Annotated in this window: 12 protein-coding genes, 3 tRNA genes and 1 riboswitch; of the genes, 13 read left to right on the forward strand and 2 right to left on the reverse strand. The window is 58.9% G+C overall.

Annotation, left to right across the window (positions count from 1 at the left end):
* Positions 1 to 12 precede the first annotated feature (12 nt).
* The 5 genes from astA (at position 13) to astE (ending at position 5,353) form a co-directional block, all read left to right on the forward strand.
* Positions 13 to 1,038 carry an arginine N-succinyltransferase gene (gene astA, locus AB7M22_RS03585; protein ID WP_007904689.1) on the forward strand — a complete coding sequence of 342 codons (1,026 nt, stop codon included), beginning with the start codon at positions 13 to 15 and terminating at the stop codon, positions 1,036 to 1,038.
* Positions 1,035 to 2,504 (forward strand): succinylglutamate-semialdehyde dehydrogenase, encoded by a 1,470-nt coding sequence (astD, locus tag AB7M22_RS03590; protein ID WP_454188757.1) that lies wholly within the window; start codon positions 1,035 to 1,037, stop codon positions 2,502 to 2,504. Before astA ends, astD begins: the two co-directional genes overlap by 4 nt.
* 168 nt (positions 2,505 to 2,672) lie before the next feature.
* The gene (gene astB / locus AB7M22_RS03595) at positions 2,673 to 4,019 is read left to right on the forward strand and encodes an N-succinylarginine dihydrolase (protein WP_454185268.1); all 1,347 of its coding nucleotides are present in this window, start codon (positions 2,673 to 2,675) and stop codon (positions 4,017 to 4,019) included.
* Positions 4,020 to 4,039: 20 nt separating this feature from the next.
* Positions 4,040 to 4,330 carry a hypothetical protein gene (locus tag AB7M22_RS03600; protein WP_007904718.1) on the forward strand — a complete coding sequence of 97 codons (291 nt, stop codon included), beginning with the start codon at positions 4,040 to 4,042 and terminating at the stop codon, positions 4,328 to 4,330.
* 12 nt (positions 4,331 to 4,342) lie between these two features.
* On the forward strand, positions 4,343 to 5,353 hold the full coding sequence (astE, locus tag AB7M22_RS03605; protein ID WP_454185269.1) for a succinylglutamate desuccinylase: 1,011 nt from the start codon (positions 4,343 to 4,345) through the stop codon (positions 5,351 to 5,353).
* A 165-nt stretch (positions 5,354 to 5,518) separates the two neighbouring features.
* On the opposite strand, the gene AB7M22_RS03610 is transcribed toward astE, so the two are convergent.
* A complete protein-coding gene (locus AB7M22_RS03610) occupies positions 5,519 to 6,031 on the reverse strand; it encodes a 6,7-dimethyl-8-ribityllumazine synthase (protein WP_454185270.1) in 513 nt (170 codons plus the stop codon).
* A gap of 103 nt (positions 6,032 to 6,134) precedes the next feature.
* A riboswitch (FMN riboswitch) is annotated at positions 6,135 to 6,304 on the reverse strand.
* A 212-nt stretch (positions 6,305 to 6,516) separates the two neighbouring features.
* Between AB7M22_RS03610 and ltaE the strand changes: the two genes are divergently transcribed.
* From ltaE to AB7M22_RS03645, 7 genes are all read left to right on the forward strand, one after another.
* Positions 6,517 to 7,521, forward strand: a complete 1,005-nt coding sequence (gene ltaE / locus AB7M22_RS03615; protein WP_454185271.1) for a low-specificity L-threonine aldolase — start codon at positions 6,517 to 6,519, stop codon at positions 7,519 to 7,521.
* Positions 7,522 to 7,667: 146 nt separating this feature from the next.
* Positions 7,668 to 10,289 carry an alanine--tRNA ligase gene (alaS, locus tag AB7M22_RS03620; RefSeq protein WP_454185272.1) on the forward strand — a complete coding sequence of 874 codons (2,622 nt, stop codon included), beginning with the start codon at positions 7,668 to 7,670 and terminating at the stop codon, positions 10,287 to 10,289.
* Between the two features lie 90 nt (positions 10,290 to 10,379).
* Complete coding sequence (locus AB7M22_RS03625; protein ID WP_007904746.1) at positions 10,380 to 11,621, forward strand: aspartate kinase; 1,242 nt, start codon at positions 10,380 to 10,382, stop codon at positions 11,619 to 11,621.
* 185 nt (positions 11,622 to 11,806) lie between these two features.
* Entirely contained in the window at positions 11,807 to 11,995 is a 189-nt protein-coding gene (gene csrA / locus AB7M22_RS03630) for a carbon storage regulator CsrA (RefSeq protein WP_002554426.1), read from the forward strand.
* A gap of 62 nt (positions 11,996 to 12,057) precedes the next feature.
* Positions 12,058 to 12,148: transfer RNA gene (locus tag AB7M22_RS03635), tRNA-Ser, on the forward strand.
* A 107-nt stretch (positions 12,149 to 12,255) separates the two neighbouring features.
* Positions 12,256 to 12,332: transfer RNA gene (locus tag AB7M22_RS03640), tRNA-Arg, on the forward strand.
* A 71-nt stretch (positions 12,333 to 12,403) separates the two neighbouring features.
* Positions 12,404 to 12,480: transfer RNA gene (locus AB7M22_RS03645), tRNA-Arg, on the forward strand.
* Between the two features lie 19 nt (positions 12,481 to 12,499).
* On the opposite strand, the gene AB7M22_RS03650 is transcribed toward AB7M22_RS03645, so the two are convergent.
* Entirely contained in the window at positions 12,500 to 13,015 is a 516-nt protein-coding gene (locus AB7M22_RS03650) for a cell envelope protein SmpA (RefSeq protein WP_454185273.1), read from the reverse strand.
* 321 nt (positions 13,016 to 13,336) lie between these two features.
* On the opposite strand from AB7M22_RS03650, the gene mgtE reads away from it, so the two are divergent.
* Positions 13,337 to 14,779: a magnesium transporter gene (gene mgtE, locus AB7M22_RS03655; RefSeq protein WP_454185274.1), complete on the forward strand. Its 1,443-nt coding sequence runs from the start codon at positions 13,337 to 13,339 to the stop codon at positions 14,777 to 14,779.
* The last annotated feature ends 111 nt before the right edge of the window (positions 14,780 to 14,890 follow it).

The raw sequence follows: 14,890 nt of genomic DNA on the forward strand, positions 1-14,890 counted from the left end.
TGAGGAGATAGCATGATCGTTCGTCCCGTACGCAGCAGCGATTTACCCGCTCTGATCGACCTGGCCCGCAGCACCGGTACCGGCTTGACCACCTTGCCGGCCAACGAAGAGCGTCTGGCCCATCGGGTCGGCTGGGCCGAGAAGACCTTTCGCGGCGAAGCCGGGCGGGGCGATGCGGACTACCTGTTCGTGCTCGAAGATGACGATGGCCGCGTGGTGGGCATTTCCGCCATCGCCGGCGCCGTCGGCCTGCGCGAGCCCTGGTACAACTTCCGCGTAGGCCTGACCGTCAGCGCCTCGCAAGAGCTGAACATCTATCGCGAAATTCCGACGCTGTTCCTGGCTAACGACCTGACCGGCAACTCTGAGCTGTGCTCGCTGTTCCTGCATGCCGATTACCGCAGTGGCCTCAATGGTCGCATGCTGGCCAAGGCGCGGATGCTGTTCATCGCCGAGTTCCCGCAACTGTTCGGCAACAAGATCATCGCCGAAATGCGCGGTGTGTCCGATGACGCCGGGCGTTCGCCGTTCTGGGAAAGCCTGGGTCGACACTTCTTCAAGATGGAGTTCAGCCAGGCCGATTACCTCACCGGCGTGGGCAACAAGGCGTTCATCGCCGAACTGATGCCGAAATTCCCGCTGTACACCTGCTTCCTGTCGCCAGACGCGCGCAACGTGATCGGCCAGGTTCACCCGGACACCGAACCGGCCCTGTCGATGCTCAAGAGCGAAGGTTTCAGCTACCAAGGCTACGTCGACATCTTCGATGCCGGCCCTGCGGTGGAATGCGAAACCGCCAAGATTCGCGCCGTGCGCGACAGCCAGGCGCTGGTGCTGGCCATCGGCACCCCGGGTGACGACGCCACGCCGTTCCTGATTCATAACCGCAAGCGCGAAGACTGCCGGATCACTGCCGCGCCAGCACGCTTCGCCGCCGGCACTTTGGTGGTCGATCCGCTGACCGCCAAACGTCTTCAACTCAACGCTGGCGATCAAGTGCGCGCCGTTCCGTTGTCCGCTGCTCGGGAGTCGAAATAATGAATTCGCTATACATCGCCGGTGAATGGTTGGCTGGCCAGGGTGAAAGCTTTCAATCGGTAAACCCGGTGACCCAGCAAGTGCTGTGGGCCGGCGAAGGCGCCACGACCGGTCAGGTCGAGTCGGCTGTGCAAGCCGCGCGTCAGGCGTTCCCGGGCTGGGCTCGCCGTACCCTGGAAGAACGCATCAGTGTGCTGGAAGCCTTTGCCGCTGCGCTGAAGAATCACGCTGACGAACTGGCTCGCACCATCGGTGAGGAAACCGGTAAACCCCTGTGGGAAGCGGCGACTGAAGTCACCAGCATGGTCAACAAGATTGCCATCTCGGTGCAGAGCTATCGCGAACGTACCGGCGAGAAGAGCGGGCCGTTGGGCGACGCCACTGCGGTGTTGCGCCACAAACCGCACGGTGTGGTGGCGGTGTTCGGTCCTTACAACTTCCCCGGTCACTTGCCGAACGGTCACATCGTGCCGGCGCTGCTGGCCGGTAACAGTGTGCTGTTCAAGCCGAGTGAGCTGACCCCGAAAGTGGCTGAGCTGACGGTCAAGTGCTGGATCGAAGCCGGTCTGCCGGCTGGCGTGCTGAACCTGTTGCAAGGCGCTCGCGAAACCGGTATCGCCCTGGCGGCGAACCCGGGTATCGACGGTCTGTTCTTCACCGGTTCCAGCCGTACCGGCAATCACCTGCACAAGCAGTTTTCCGGTCGTCCAGACAAAATCCTCGCGCTGGAAATGGGCGGTAACAACCCGCTGGTGGTGGATCAGGTCGCGGACCTCGATGCCGCCGTTTACACCATCATTCAGTCGGCATTCATTTCTGCCGGTCAGCGATGCACCTGTGCACGCCGCTTGCTGGTGCCGCAAGGCGCCTGGGGCGATACGCTGCTGGCGCGTCTGGTGGCGGTCAGCTCGACCATTGACGTCGGTGCGTTCGATCAGCAACCGGCGCCGTTCATGGGCTCGGTGATTTCCCTTGGTGCTGCGAAAGCGCTGATGGAGGCGCAAGAGCATCTGCTGGCCAATGGCGCCGTGGCGCTGTTGGAAATGACTCAGCCCCAGGCTCAGGCCGCCTTGCTGACCCCCGGCATTCTGGACGTGACGGCGGTTGCCGATCGCCCGGACGAAGAGCTGTTCGGTCCGCTGCTGCAAGTGATCCGCTACGCTGATTTTGAAGCGGCGATCGCTGAAGCCAACGACACCGACTATGGCCTGGCGGCTGGTTTGCTGTCGGATTCCGAAGCGCGTTATCAGCAGTTCTGGCTGGAAAGCCGGGCCGGTATCGTCAACTGGAACAAGCAGTTGACCGGTGCGGCGAGCAGTGCGCCATTCGGCGGTGTCGGTGCATCGGGTAACCATCGCGCCAGCGCCTACTACGCCGCAGATTACTGCGCGTACCCGGTGGCCTCGCTGGAAACCCCGAGCCTGGTGTTGCCAGCCACCCTCACGCCTGGCGTGAAGATGGTGTAACGCCCAATCGCGGGCAAGCCCGCTCCCACAGTGATTGAGTGGAACACAAAATTTGTGAACACCTCCGAACCTGTGGGAGCCGGGCTTGCCCGCGATGGCCGCGACTCGGTCGCACTGAACAGTTAGTTACTGATGCCTATAAAAACAGATTCTCGTGGAGCCTCGCTGATGAAATCCTATGAAGTCAATTTTGACGGTCTAGTGGGGCCGACCCATAACTACGGCGGCCTGTCCTACGGCAACGTCGCGTCCCAGAGCAACAGCCAGCAGTCTTCGAACCCGAAGGAAGCCGCGCTGCAAGGCCTGGCGAAGATGAAAGCGCTGATGGAAATGGGCTTTCAGCAAGGTGTTTTGGCGCCACAAGAGCGTCCGGACGTAGCCGCACTGCGCCGCCTGGGTTTCAGCGGTACCGATGCTCAGGTGATCGAGCGCGCCGCCAAAGAGGCCATGCCACTGCTGGTTGCCAATTGCTCGGCGTCGAGCATGTGGGTGGCCAACGCCGCCACAGTCAGCCCGAGCGCCGACACCGCGGATGGCCGCGTGCATTTCACCGCCGCCAACCTGAACTGCAAATACCACCGCAGCATCGAACACCCGACCACCAGTCGCGTACTGGGAGCGATGTTCGCCGATCAGAAGCACTTCGCACATCACGCCGCTTTGCCGGCCGTGGCGCAATTCGGTGACGAAGGCGCGGCCAACCACACCCGTTTCTGCCGTGACTACGGTGAAGCCGGCGTCGAGTTCTTCGTGTTCGGTCGCAGCGCATTCGACACCCGTTACCCGTCGCCGCAGAAATACCCGGCGCGCCAGACCCTCGAAGCGTCCCAGGCGGTCGCGCGTTTGCACGGCCTGAGTGATGACGGCGTGGTCTATGCCCAGCAGAACCCTTCGGTGATCGATCAGGGCGTGTTTCACAACGACGTGATCGCGGTGGGGAACGGCGAGGTGCTGTTCTATCACGAGGACGCCTTCCTCGATACCGAGCAGATGCTCGCTGAACTGCACGGCAAACTCGCAAAAGTCGGTGGGAAATTTCAGTCGATCTGCGTACCGCGTTCAGCGGTCACCGTGGAAGACGCCGTTCGTTCCTACCTGTTCAATAGCCAGCTGCTGTCGCGTCCTGACGGCTCCATGCTGTTGATCGTGCCGGAAGAATGCCGTGGCAACGAGCGTGTCTGGCAGTATCTGCAAGGCCTGACCAGCTCTGGCGGCCTGATCCGCGAAGTAAAAGTTTTCGATCTCAAGCAGAGCATGCAGAACGGCGGTGGCCCGGCTTGCCTGCGGTTGCGCGTCGCACTCAACGAAACCGAGCTGGCGGCCGTCAACCAAGGGGTTATCATGACGGCACCGTTGTACGGCACATTGACCGAATGGGTCGACAAGCACTACCGCGACCGCATGACCGAAAACGATCTCGCGGACCCGCAATTGCTGCTTGAGTGCCGGACGGCACTGGATGAACTGACGCAAATCCTTAAACTGGGCGCGGTTTATCCATTCCAGATCAATTGAACGTCGAGAGCGTAAAACACATGAGCGATACCCTGCAGCTGATCCTTGAAGACACCGACGGCACGCAACTGGAAACTTCCTGCACCCGCGTCGCGGTCATGTGGCAAGGCAAAGAGCTGTGGATCCAGCAGGACGGCCGCGGCCAGTTGCTGATCGGCGTAGATGTCGAAGAAGGTGACGCTGAGTACGCAAACCTGCTGCTGCGCCCATTGGCGACTAATCTGGTAAGTCTGCAACTGGAGATGGAACCGGCTGACGTCGGTGATGATGAGGACCACGTGCACGGCCCGGATTGCAATCACGATCACTAAGGAAACCGCTCTATGCTCGCCCTCGGCAAACTGCTTGAACTGACCCTCGCCGGCCGCGAACCGGCGGAGAAGACTCAACTGACTGTCGAAGGCGTGCGGATGCGCTGGTTGAGCGAAGGTGCGCTGGAAGTCCGGCCACCTGAAGCCCGCGACAATGGCCTGGACCTGCTGCTTTCGGCCGGCATCCATGGCAACGAAACAGCGCCGATCGAGCTGCTCGATCGCCTGTTGCATGACATCGCCCGCGGTGACTTGAAGCCGCGCGCACGCATTCTGTTCCTGTTCGGCAACCCCGAGGCCATCCGTCGCGGTGAGCGCTTCATCGAGCAGGACGTCAATCGGCTGTTCAACGGCCGGCACGAACAAACCAGTGGTTCCGAGGCCTTGCGCGCTTGTGAGCTGGAGCGGCTGGCGGCGACTTTCTTCAGCTTGCCGGACCGCAATCGCCTGCACTACGACCTGCACACGGCGATCCGTGGCTCGAAAATCGAGCAGTTCGCCCTGTACCCCTGGAAAGAAGGTCGTCAGCATTCACGCCTGGAACTGGCTCGCCTGCGCGCCGCCGGCATGGAAGCGGTGCTGTTGCAGAACAAACCCTCCATCGTCTTCAGCTCCTATACCTACGACAAGCTCGATGCCGAGTCCTTCACCCTGGAACTGGGCAAGGCCCGGCCGTTCGGGCAGAACGATGGGGTCAACGTCAGCCTTCTTGAAACCCGCCTGAAGCAGATCATCGAAGGCACCGAGCCGCCGATGACCGACGAAGGCCTGGATGGTTTGCAGTTGTTCAGCGTCGCGCGGGAAGTCATCAAGCACAGCGATAGCTTCCGCCTGAACCTGCCGACGGATATCGAAAACTTTTCGGAGTTGAAAGTGGGTTATGTGCTGGCCGAGGATATCGCCAATACCCGCTGGATCATCGAAGAGCAGGGCGCCCGGATCATCTTCCCGAACCCCAAGGTCAAGAACGGCCTGCGCGCCGGCATCCTGATCGTGCCGACCACCGACGAAAACCTCGCCTGACCCTGATCTCAAGCCAGACATAAAACCCATGTGGGAGCGAGCCTGCTCGCGATAGCGGTGTATCAGTCAACGTAGTCGTCGATTGACAGTTCGCCATCGCGAGCAGGCTCGCTCCCACATTTGATTTGAGTGAAGCCCAGGACCTCACCCAGACTGCAGGCTTTGTTAGACGGCTACCGCGCGAGGCTCGCTACGGCGCAACGCACGCATCTTGTGCAGCGTATCCGCACAAGTCTTCGCCGCTTCCTGGCCTTTGTGCACGAAATGCTCGAAGAAGAACTTATGATGCAGTTCTTCACCGGCATGGAAGTGGTGCGGGGTCAAAGACACCGAGAACACGGGCACTTCGGTTTCCAGCTGAACCTGCATAAGGCCGCTGACTACCGACTGGGCGACGAACTCGTGACGGTAGATCCCGCCATCCACCACCAGGGCTGCGGCAACGATGCCGGCATAACGTCCGGTCTTGGCGAGTAACTTGGCGTGCAGCGGCATTTCAAACGCACCACCGACTTCGAAGAAATCGATGTCCGACTCCTGATAACCCTGAGCAATCATTTCGGCGACGAAGCCTTTACGGCTCTGATCGACGATTTCCTTGTGCCAGCAGGCCTGGATGAACGCGACGCGCTCGCCCTGATGGTTTTTGCTTTTGCTATCGATTGCGGTGGGTTGCATGTTCTTACTCCTGTTTGTGTGAAAAACAGGGCGTTATGAATCGAATGGGATTTAAGGGTATGCATGCTCGCACGAGTGCCTGCGGACAGCCCTTTGGCGCCAATCCCGTTCTCTCTTCATCCGGACTATGACCGTCGGCCCCGGGATCACACCGGGTCTGCTGACCTTGTCGCCATCACAGCCATTGCCGTGCTGCCGCCAAGCGCTCGCGGGCTATGCGCATTGCGCGCAATTACCGCCGGTGGGGAGTTACACCCCGCCCTGAGAACGTTTTGCCGCCAGATTGTTTGGCGGCGAGCGTTTTTAACACATATTTTCAGGGCGTGCATATCCAATACCGGTCAATCAAAATGCAGAACCTGTGGGAGCGGGCTTTCTCGAGGGGTAACGTGCCTTTTCCTCGTTCAAGGCTTGATTATTCGGCGACTTGACCGCAGTAATTCCAATCCAAAAGGGATTTTCCCCTGCTTACCGAGGCCAGATTCATGAGCGTTATCGATCTTCGCAGCGACACCGTCACCCAACCGACCGCAGGGATGCTCGACGCTATGGCCAATGCAGCCACCGGTGACGACGTTTATGGCGAAGATCCGACGGTCAACCGTCTGGAAGCCGAACTGGCAAAACGACTGGGTTTTGCCCAGGCGTTATTTGTCCCGACGGGCACCATGAGCAACTTGCTGGGCCTGATGGCCCACTGCGATCGCGGTGACGAATACATTGTCGGACAACAGGCTCACACCTATAAGTACGAAGGTGGTGGCGCGGCAGTGCTCGGTTCGATCCAGCCGCAGCCGCTGGAAGTGCAGTCAGATGGTTCGCTGGACCTGGCGCAGGTCGCCGCCGTGATCAAGCCGGATGACTTCCACTTCGCCCGCACCCGTTTGCTGGCGCTGGAAAACACCATGCAGGGCAAGGTTCTGCCGCTGGAGTATCTGGCTCGGGCTCGACGTGTTACTCGTGAAAACGGCCTGGCGCTGCATCTGGATGGCGCGCGGCTCTACAATGCGGCGGTCAAGCTGGGTGTCGATGCCCGAGAGATCACGCAGCATTTCGATTCGGTTTCGGTTTGCCTGTCCAAAGGCCTGGGCGCGCCGATCGGTTCGGTGCTGTGCGGCTCGGTCGAGTTGATCGCCAAGGCGCGACGTCTGCGCAAGATGGTTGGCGGCGGCATGCGCCAGGCCGGGATTCTCGCTGCGGCGGGGCTGTATGCGCTGGATAACCATGTTCAGCGCCTGGCCGATGACCATGCCAACGCACAAAAGCTGGCCGAAGGCCTGCGCGCGGCAGGCTATGAGGTCGAGCCGGTGCAGACCAACATGGTTTACGTGCAGATGGGCGACAAGGCCGAAGCGATCAAGGCCTTTGCCGCGACACGCGGGATCAAGCTCAGCGCTGCCGGTCGTCTGCGAATGGTCACGCACATGGACGTCAGTCGTGCGCAAATCGAGCAAGTCGTCGCCACATTTGCCGACTTTTCTCACAACTGACCGTGTTAGCCGTCCAATTGACTGTTTGTATCGTACAAACACACTGTACCTAGTCACTAACGCCGATATAATGCGGCCCTTTGCCGTCGCTTCGTCTGTTGACGTTTCGCACAGGCCTTTGGCCGCAGCCTCCGTGGAAGAACCTAATGAAAAGCGCAGAAATCCGTGAAGCCTTCCTTCGCTTCTTCGAAGAGCAAGGCCACACCCGTGTAGCCTCCAGCTCTTTGATTCCGGGCAACGACCCAACCCTGCTGTTCACTAACGCGGGGATGAACCAGTTCAAGGACTGCTTTCTGGGCCAGGAAAAGCGCGCGTACACCCGCGCTGTAAGCAGCCAGAAATGCGTGCGCGCCGGCGGCAAGCACAACGACCTGGAAAACGTCGGCTATACCGCCCGTCACCACACCTTCTTCGAAATGCTGGGTAACTTCAGCTTCGGTGATTATTTCAAGCGTGACGCCATCACCTACGCCTGGAACTTCCTGACCTCCGAGAAGTGGCTGAACCTGCCGAAAGAAAAGCTCTGGGTCACCGTCTACGCCAGCGATGACGAGGCGTACGACATCTGGACCAAAGACATCGGCGTGCCAGCCGAGCGCATGGTTCGCATCGGCGACAACAAAGGCGCGCCGTACGCGTCCGACAACTTCTGGACCATGGGCGACACCGGCCCGTGCGGTCCTTGCACCGAGATTTTCTATGATCACGGCGCCGACATCTGGGGTGGCCCACCGGGCTCGCCGGAAGAAGACGGCGACCGTTACATCGAAATCTGGAACAACGTGTTCATGCAGTTCAACCGCACCGCCGATGGCGTGTTGCATCCGTTGCCAGCGCCGTCGGTGGACACCGGCATGGGCCTGGAGCGGATCAGTGCCGTGCTGCAGCACGTTCACTCGAACTATGAAATCGACCTGTTCCAGAGCCTGCTGATTGCATCGGCCAAGGCTATCGGTTGCACCAACGATGCTCAGGCGTCTCTGAAAGTCGTGGCTGACCACATCCGTTCCTGCGGCTTCCTGATTGCCGACGGCGTGCTGCCGTCCAACGAAGGTCGCGGTTATGTGCTGCGCCGAATCATTCGTCGCGCTTGCCGTCACGGCAACAAACTGGGCGCCAAGGGCAGCTTCTTCTACCAGATCGTTGCGGCGTTGGTCGCCGAGATGGGCGAAGCGTTCCCTGAGTTGAAATCCCAACAGGCGCACATCGAGCGTGTCCTGAAAGCCGAAGAAGAGCAATTCGCCAAGACCCTGGAACAGGGCCTGAAGATCCTCGAGCAGGATCTGGCCGAACTCAAAGGCGACGTGGTGCCGGGCGACGTGGTGTTCAAGCTTTACGACACGTACGGCTTCCCGATGGACCTGACCGGCGACATCGCTCGCGAGCGCAGCCTGACCATCGACGAAGAAGGTTTCGAGCGCGAAATGGAAGCCCAGCGCGTCCGTGCTCGCTCCGCCAGCTCCTTCGGCATGGACTACAACAGCTTGGTCAAGGTTGATGTGGCCACCGAGTTCACCGGTTACACCGCTCACAGCGGTTCCGCGAAAATCGTTGCTCTGTATAAAGACGGGCAATCGGTTGACGCACTGAGCGAAGGCGAAGAGGGCGTGGTCGTTCTCAATCAGACTCCGTTCTATGCAGAATCCGGTGGCCAGATTGGTGATTGCGGCTTCCTCCAGGCTGGCGCTGCGCGTTTCGACGTGCGCGACACCACCAAGACCGGCGGTGCGTTCCTGCACCACGGTGTGCTGGATTCGGGCAGCCTGATCGTGGGTGCTCCGGTGGAGACTCATGTCGATGCCGACGTGCGTCACGCGACTTCGCTGAACCACTCCGCCACTCACTTGCTGCACGCTGCATTGCGTCAGGTACTGGGCGAGCACGTTCAGCAGAAAGGCTCGTTGGTCGACAGTCAGCGTCTACGCTTTGACTTCAGCCACTTCGAGGCGATCAAGCCTGAGCAGTTGAAGGCACTGGAAGACATCGTCAACGCCGAGATTCGCAAGAATTCCGAAGTTGAAACCGAAGAAACCGACATCGAAACCGCCAAGCAAAAAGGCGCCATGGCGCTGTTCGGCGAGAAGTACGGCGACAGCGTGCGCGTGCTGAGCATGGGCGATTTCTCTGTCGAGTTGTGCGGCGGTATTCACGCCACCCGTACCGGCGACATCGGCCTGCTGAAAATCATCAGCGAAGGCGGTGTAGCCTCCGGTGTGCGTCGTATCGAGGCATTGACCGGTGCAGCTGCGCTGGCCTACTTGAACACGGCAGAAGAACAACTCAAGGAAGCGGCCAACCTGGTCAAGGGCAGCCGCGATAACCTGATCGACAAGCTGTCGGCTGTGCTGGAGCGCAACCGTCTGCTGGAGAAACAACTCGAGCAGTTGCAGGCCAAGGCGGCCAGCGCGGCGGGCGACGATCTGTCGGCTTCTGCCCTGGACGTCAAAGGCGTGAAAGTGCTGGCCGTGCGTCTGGACGGTCAGGACGGCAAAGCGCTGCTGGCTCTGGTCGATCAATTGAAAAACAAACTCGGCCGCGCAGTGATCCTGCTCGGCAGTGTCCATGAGGAAAAGGTCGTTCTGGTTGCAGGCGTGACCAAAGACCTGACTGGCCAACTCAAAGCCGGTGATTTGATGAAACAGGCTGCTGCGGCAGTGGGCGGGAAGGGCGGTGGTCGTCCAGACATGGCGCAGGGCGGTGGTATTGACGCTGGCGCACTGGATGCCGCATTGGCCCTGACTGTTCCATTTGTAGAGCAGGGTTTATAAGGCAGTGTGTCTGGCCCGCGGTCTAGTGGCGGGCCAGAACGCTGTTTGAGTGATTATTGGGCGCCCTTCATGGGCAGAGGCGGCTTTGAAATGGCTTTGATCGTACAGAAATTTGGAGGCACCTCAGTCGGCACTGTCGAGAGAATCGAGCAGGTCGCCGACAAGGTTAAGAAATTCCGCGAAGCGGGCGATGACCTGGTGGTTGTGCTGTCTGCAATGAGCGGCGAAACCAACCGTCTGATCGATCTGGCCAAGCAAATCAGTGGCGACGGTCAGCCGGTTCCTCGCGAACTGGATGTGATCGTTTCCACCGGTGAGCAGGTGACGATTGCACTGTTGGCCATGGCGCTGATCAAGCGTGGCGTGCCAGCGGTGTCGTACACCGGCAACCAGGTACGGATTCTGACGGATAGCGCACACAATAAAGCGCGTATCTTGCAGATTGATGACCAGAAGATTCGCGGTGACCTGAAGGCCGGTCGTGTGGTGGTTGTCGCCGGTTTCCAGGGCGTCGACGAGCACGGCAATATCACCACCCTCGGTCGTGGCGGTTCCGACACCACCGGCGTGGCGCTGGCGGCAGCCCTGAAGGCTGACGAATGCCAGATCTACACCGACGTCGACGGCGTCTACACCACCGACCCGCGTGTGGTGTCCGTGGCTCAGCGCCTGGACAAGATCACCTTCGAAGAGATGCTGGAAATGGCCAGCCTCGGTTCCAAGGTGTTGCAGATCCGTGCGGTGGAATTCGCCGGCAAGTACAACGTTCCGCTGCGCGTACTGCACAGCTTCAAGGAGGGTCCGGGCACCCTCATTACTATTGATGAAGAGGAAACCATGGAACAGCCGATCATTTCCGGCATCGCTTTCAACCGCGATGAAGCCAAGCTGACCATCCGTGGCGTGCCAGACACCCCAGGCGTGGCGTTCAAGATTCTCGGCCCGATCAGTGCCGCGAACATCGAAGTCGACATGATCGTGCAGAACGTTGCGCACGATAACACCACCGACTTCACCTTCACCGTGCACCGCAACGACTACCAGGCGGCGCACACCGTGCTGGAAAACACCGCTCGCGAGATCGGTGCCCGTGAAATCGTTGGCGACACCAAGATTGCCAAGGTCTCGATCGTCGGCGTCGGCATGCGCTCCCACGCAGGCGTAGCCAGCCGTATGTTCGAATCCCTGGCGAAAGAGAGCATCAACATCCAGATGATCTCGACGTCGGAAATCAAGGTGTCGGTGGTGATCGAAGAGAAGTACCTGGAACTGGCTGTGCGCGCTCTGCACACGGCTTTCGAACTGGATGCGCCAGCCCGACAGGGCGAGTAATGCGTTTCCCGAAGGGCGCGGTCTGACCGCGCCCTTTGTTTTTTGAATGGCGCGTACCAAAACTGTTCTTTTGCTCGCGCTAGTCAATACTCAGGCATGTAGGGCTGCGATCGTTCTGGTTGTAGGTCGAATGCCTTTTTTTTGCAGACTGTTGTCCCTGAAATGAAATGCGTGAGGAGAAAGGTATGCTGATTCTGACTCGTCGGTGCGCAGAAAGCCTGATTATTGGTGATGGCGAAATCACTGTGACCGTGCTCGGCGTTAAAGGAAATCAAGTGCGTATCGGTGTCAACGCCCCGAAAGAGGTTGCGGTCCACCGTGAAGAAATTTACCTGCGTATAAAGAAAGAGAAGGACGAAGAACCAAGCCATTAATTTTTATCGTTTTTTATGTTTGCAAACGGGGAAAAGGTTGGTTAAGATACGCCCCGTGTTGCGGAGAGCTGGCCGAGTGGCCGAAGGCGCTCCCCTGCTAAGGGAGTACACCTCAAAAGGGTGTCGGGGGTTCGAATCCCCCGTTCTCCGCCATTATTTGCGTAGTACGTTGTAATCTGGCTTCTTCGGTAAGTTGTTGAAAATACTAGAAAAAGTGCTTTACAAAAAGATTCAACGGCCTATAATGCGCGGCAACAAATGCACTCGTAGCTCAGCTGGATAGAGTACTCGGCTACGAACCGAGCGGTCACAGGTTCGAATCCTGTCGAGTGCACCATTTAAGAGTCATCTGCAGTAATGTGAATGACTTGGCTTCAACCAGTTGTGATCTGGTATAAAAACACAAATGCACTCGTAGCTCAGCTGGATAGAGTACTCGGCTACGAACCGAGCGGTCACAGGTTCGAATCCTGTCGAGTGCACCAAACAACAAAAAGCCCGCGTTTAACGCGGGCTTTTTGCCGTCTGCGATTTGGCTTTTCCTTTGGTGCAACCTTTCTCGTCGAACTCGATGTTTGCACTGCGACCTCGCTTGTTGTCGTAGCGGTAGCTCATGGCTGAATTGCGGGTGCTGATCTTGTCGGGCTTGCCAAGCGCGCTTTCGACCTCCTGCTGAGTCATGCCGGCAACGACCCGCTGATTGATGATCGCTATGCGGCGTTCCTTCGCGCTGAGCAGATCTCCACATTTGCCCTCGGACTGACCCACGATCGTCGGCTCTCTCCTTTGGAATTTCGTACCTGATGTTTCGCGAAACCCGGCTTCCGGCATCAGGGGTATCGCGCTGCCTGGCAAAAAAGTGCGTACGTCCTGACGCGAGAGGCTTTCTCCAGCCGTACAACTCAAGGTCGTGAAGGTGATGTGTCCATTGGCGGCTTCGCACCGGTGAACGGTCGTAGCAAGCGCCTGGGGCGACAGGCAGAGCAGGGTGGCAAGCAAGTAACGAGCAATCGATAGCATTCGACGTCCTCCATGACGGTCTCCATCAAGGGTAGTCATTACATTTTCAGGCGGCAGTGTGTTTTCTTTTCAGGATAAGTCGTCGCAGTTTCATGGATCAGGACGGCGCTCAAGTTTGTCTCGCAAGCACTTGTTTCAGCCGCGATTTTTTAACGTTTAAAACCATCAGGCGGTGTTATCATTGCGCCCGTCAGCCCCGCCGGGGCTTGTGGAATACCTCCATGGACTTACCCAGTAGTTACTCAGTACCCCGTTTCTACAATCATGAATTGACTGATTGATCCTTCCGGCGTGCCCCGCTGCTGGGAGTGGAGTTCGCCTATGTCTGAAGTTGAAGTAAAGAAAACGCAGGAAAGCTTGCAAGACCGCCTCGCTCAAGTCGTTGAGCTGCTGCAACGCCAGCGGGTGGTCGAAGACCTGACTCATCGCCAGGAAGGTCCACATCACGACCGGGTCGAGAACCTGGTACACCGGCAAAACCTCGTCGAGTTGCAACGCAAGCTCGATGATCTGCACTCCGCCGACGTTGCCTACATCCTTGAAGCCTTGCCGCTGGACGATCGTCTGACCGTCTGGCAATTGGTCAAGGCCGATCGTGACGGCGACATCCTGCTCGAAGTATCCGATTCGGTTCGTGAAACCCTGATCGCCGACATGGACGATCACGAGCTCTTGGCTGCGGCCAAGGACATGGATGCCGACGAACTCGCTGACCTGGCCTCCGAGCTGCCGCGAGACGTCGTCCACGAGCTGATGGAAACCCTCGATAATCAACAGCGTGAGCGCGTCCGCTCCGCGTTGTCCTATGACGAGGAGCAGGTCGGTGCACTGATGGACTTCGAGATGGTGACCATCCGTGAGGATGTCAGTCTCGAAGTGGTTTTGCGTTACCTGCGCCGTCTCAAGGAGCTGCCGGGCCACACCGACAAACTGTTCGTAGTCGATTACGACGGCGTGCTCAAGGGCGTGTTGCCGATCAAGCGTCTGCTGGTCAACGACCCGGAAAAGCAAGTGTCGGAAGTCATGGCCAGCGACCCGGTGAGTTTTCATCCGGACGAAGACGCTTATGAGGCCGCTCAAGCATTCGAACGTTACGACTTGATCTCGGCCCCCGTGGTCGACAAGAACGGCAAGCTGATCGGTCGCCTGACCATCGATGAAATGGTCGACCTGATTCGTGAAGAGAGCGAAAACGAAGTTCTCAACATGGCGGGTCTGCGTGAAGAAGAAGATATTTTCGCGTCAGTCTGGAAATCCCTGCGCAACCGTTGGGCCTGGCTGGCGATAAACCTGATCACTGCGTTCATAGCATCGCGGGTGATCGGCCTGTTCGAAGGCTCGATCGAGAAGCTGGTAGCACTTGCGGCATTGATGCCGATCGTTGCCGGTATCGGTGGCAACTCGGGTAACCAGACGATCACCATGATCGTTCGGGCCATGGCGCTGGATCAGGTCAGTACCGGCAATACCTCGCGGCTGATGCGCAAGGAGTTGGCGGTCGGCTTGATCAATGGTCTGGTCTGGGGCGGCGTGATTGGTGTGGTGGCCTATCTGCTTTATGGCAGTTGGTCCCTGGGCGTGGTGATGACCGCCGCCATGACGCTTAACCTGTTGCTTGCGGCATTAATGGGGGTGTTGATTCCGATGACCCTGGCGCGGCTTGGGCGCGACCCGGCAATGGGGGCCAGTGTGATGATCACTGCCATGACCGACAGCGGTGGCTTTTTCATCTTCCTCGGACTGGCGACGATTTTCCTGCTTTGACGTCCTGCTTCCGGCCAATCGGCGACGAGAATCCTGTGGGAGCGTGGCTTGCCCGCGAAGAATACACCGCGGTTTTTCAGGTACTGCGCGTCAGCGTTCTTCGCGGGCAAG

It is taken from the genome of Pseudomonas sp. ADAK2 TE3594 (genome assembly GCF_053628675.1).

What these genes read in the sequence shown, in the direction of transcription:
- astA (WP_007904689.1), top strand. Translation starts at nt 13, where the DNA reads ATGATCGTTCGTCCCGTACGCAGCAGCGATTTACCCGCTCTGATCGAC.
- astB (WP_454185268.1), top strand. Translation starts at nt 2,673, where the DNA reads ATGAAATCCTATGAAGTCAATTTTGACGGTCTAGTGGGGCCGACCCAT.
- AB7M22_RS03600 (WP_007904718.1), top strand. Translation starts at nt 4,040, where the DNA reads ATGAGCGATACCCTGCAGCTGATCCTTGAAGACACCGACGGCACGCAA.
- astE (WP_454185269.1), top strand. Translation starts at nt 4,343, where the DNA reads ATGCTCGCCCTCGGCAAACTGCTTGAACTGACCCTCGCCGGCCGCGAA.
- AB7M22_RS03610 (WP_454185270.1), bottom strand. Translation starts at nt 6,031, where the DNA reads ATGCAACCCACCGCAATCGATAGCAAAAGCAAAAACCATCAGGGCGAG.
- ltaE (WP_454185271.1), top strand. Translation starts at nt 6,517, where the DNA reads ATGAGCGTTATCGATCTTCGCAGCGACACCGTCACCCAACCGACCGCA.
- alaS (WP_454185272.1), top strand. Translation starts at nt 7,668, where the DNA reads ATGAAAAGCGCAGAAATCCGTGAAGCCTTCCTTCGCTTCTTCGAAGAG.
- AB7M22_RS03625 (WP_007904746.1), top strand. Translation starts at nt 10,380, where the DNA reads ATGGCTTTGATCGTACAGAAATTTGGAGGCACCTCAGTCGGCACTGTC.
- csrA (WP_002554426.1), top strand. Translation starts at nt 11,807, where the DNA reads ATGCTGATTCTGACTCGTCGGTGCGCAGAAAGCCTGATTATTGGTGAT.
- AB7M22_RS03650 (WP_454185273.1), bottom strand. Translation starts at nt 13,015, where the DNA reads ATGCTATCGATTGCTCGTTACTTGCTTGCCACCCTGCTCTGCCTGTCG.
- mgtE (WP_454185274.1), top strand. Translation starts at nt 13,337, where the DNA reads ATGTCTGAAGTTGAAGTAAAGAAAACGCAGGAAAGCTTGCAAGACCGC.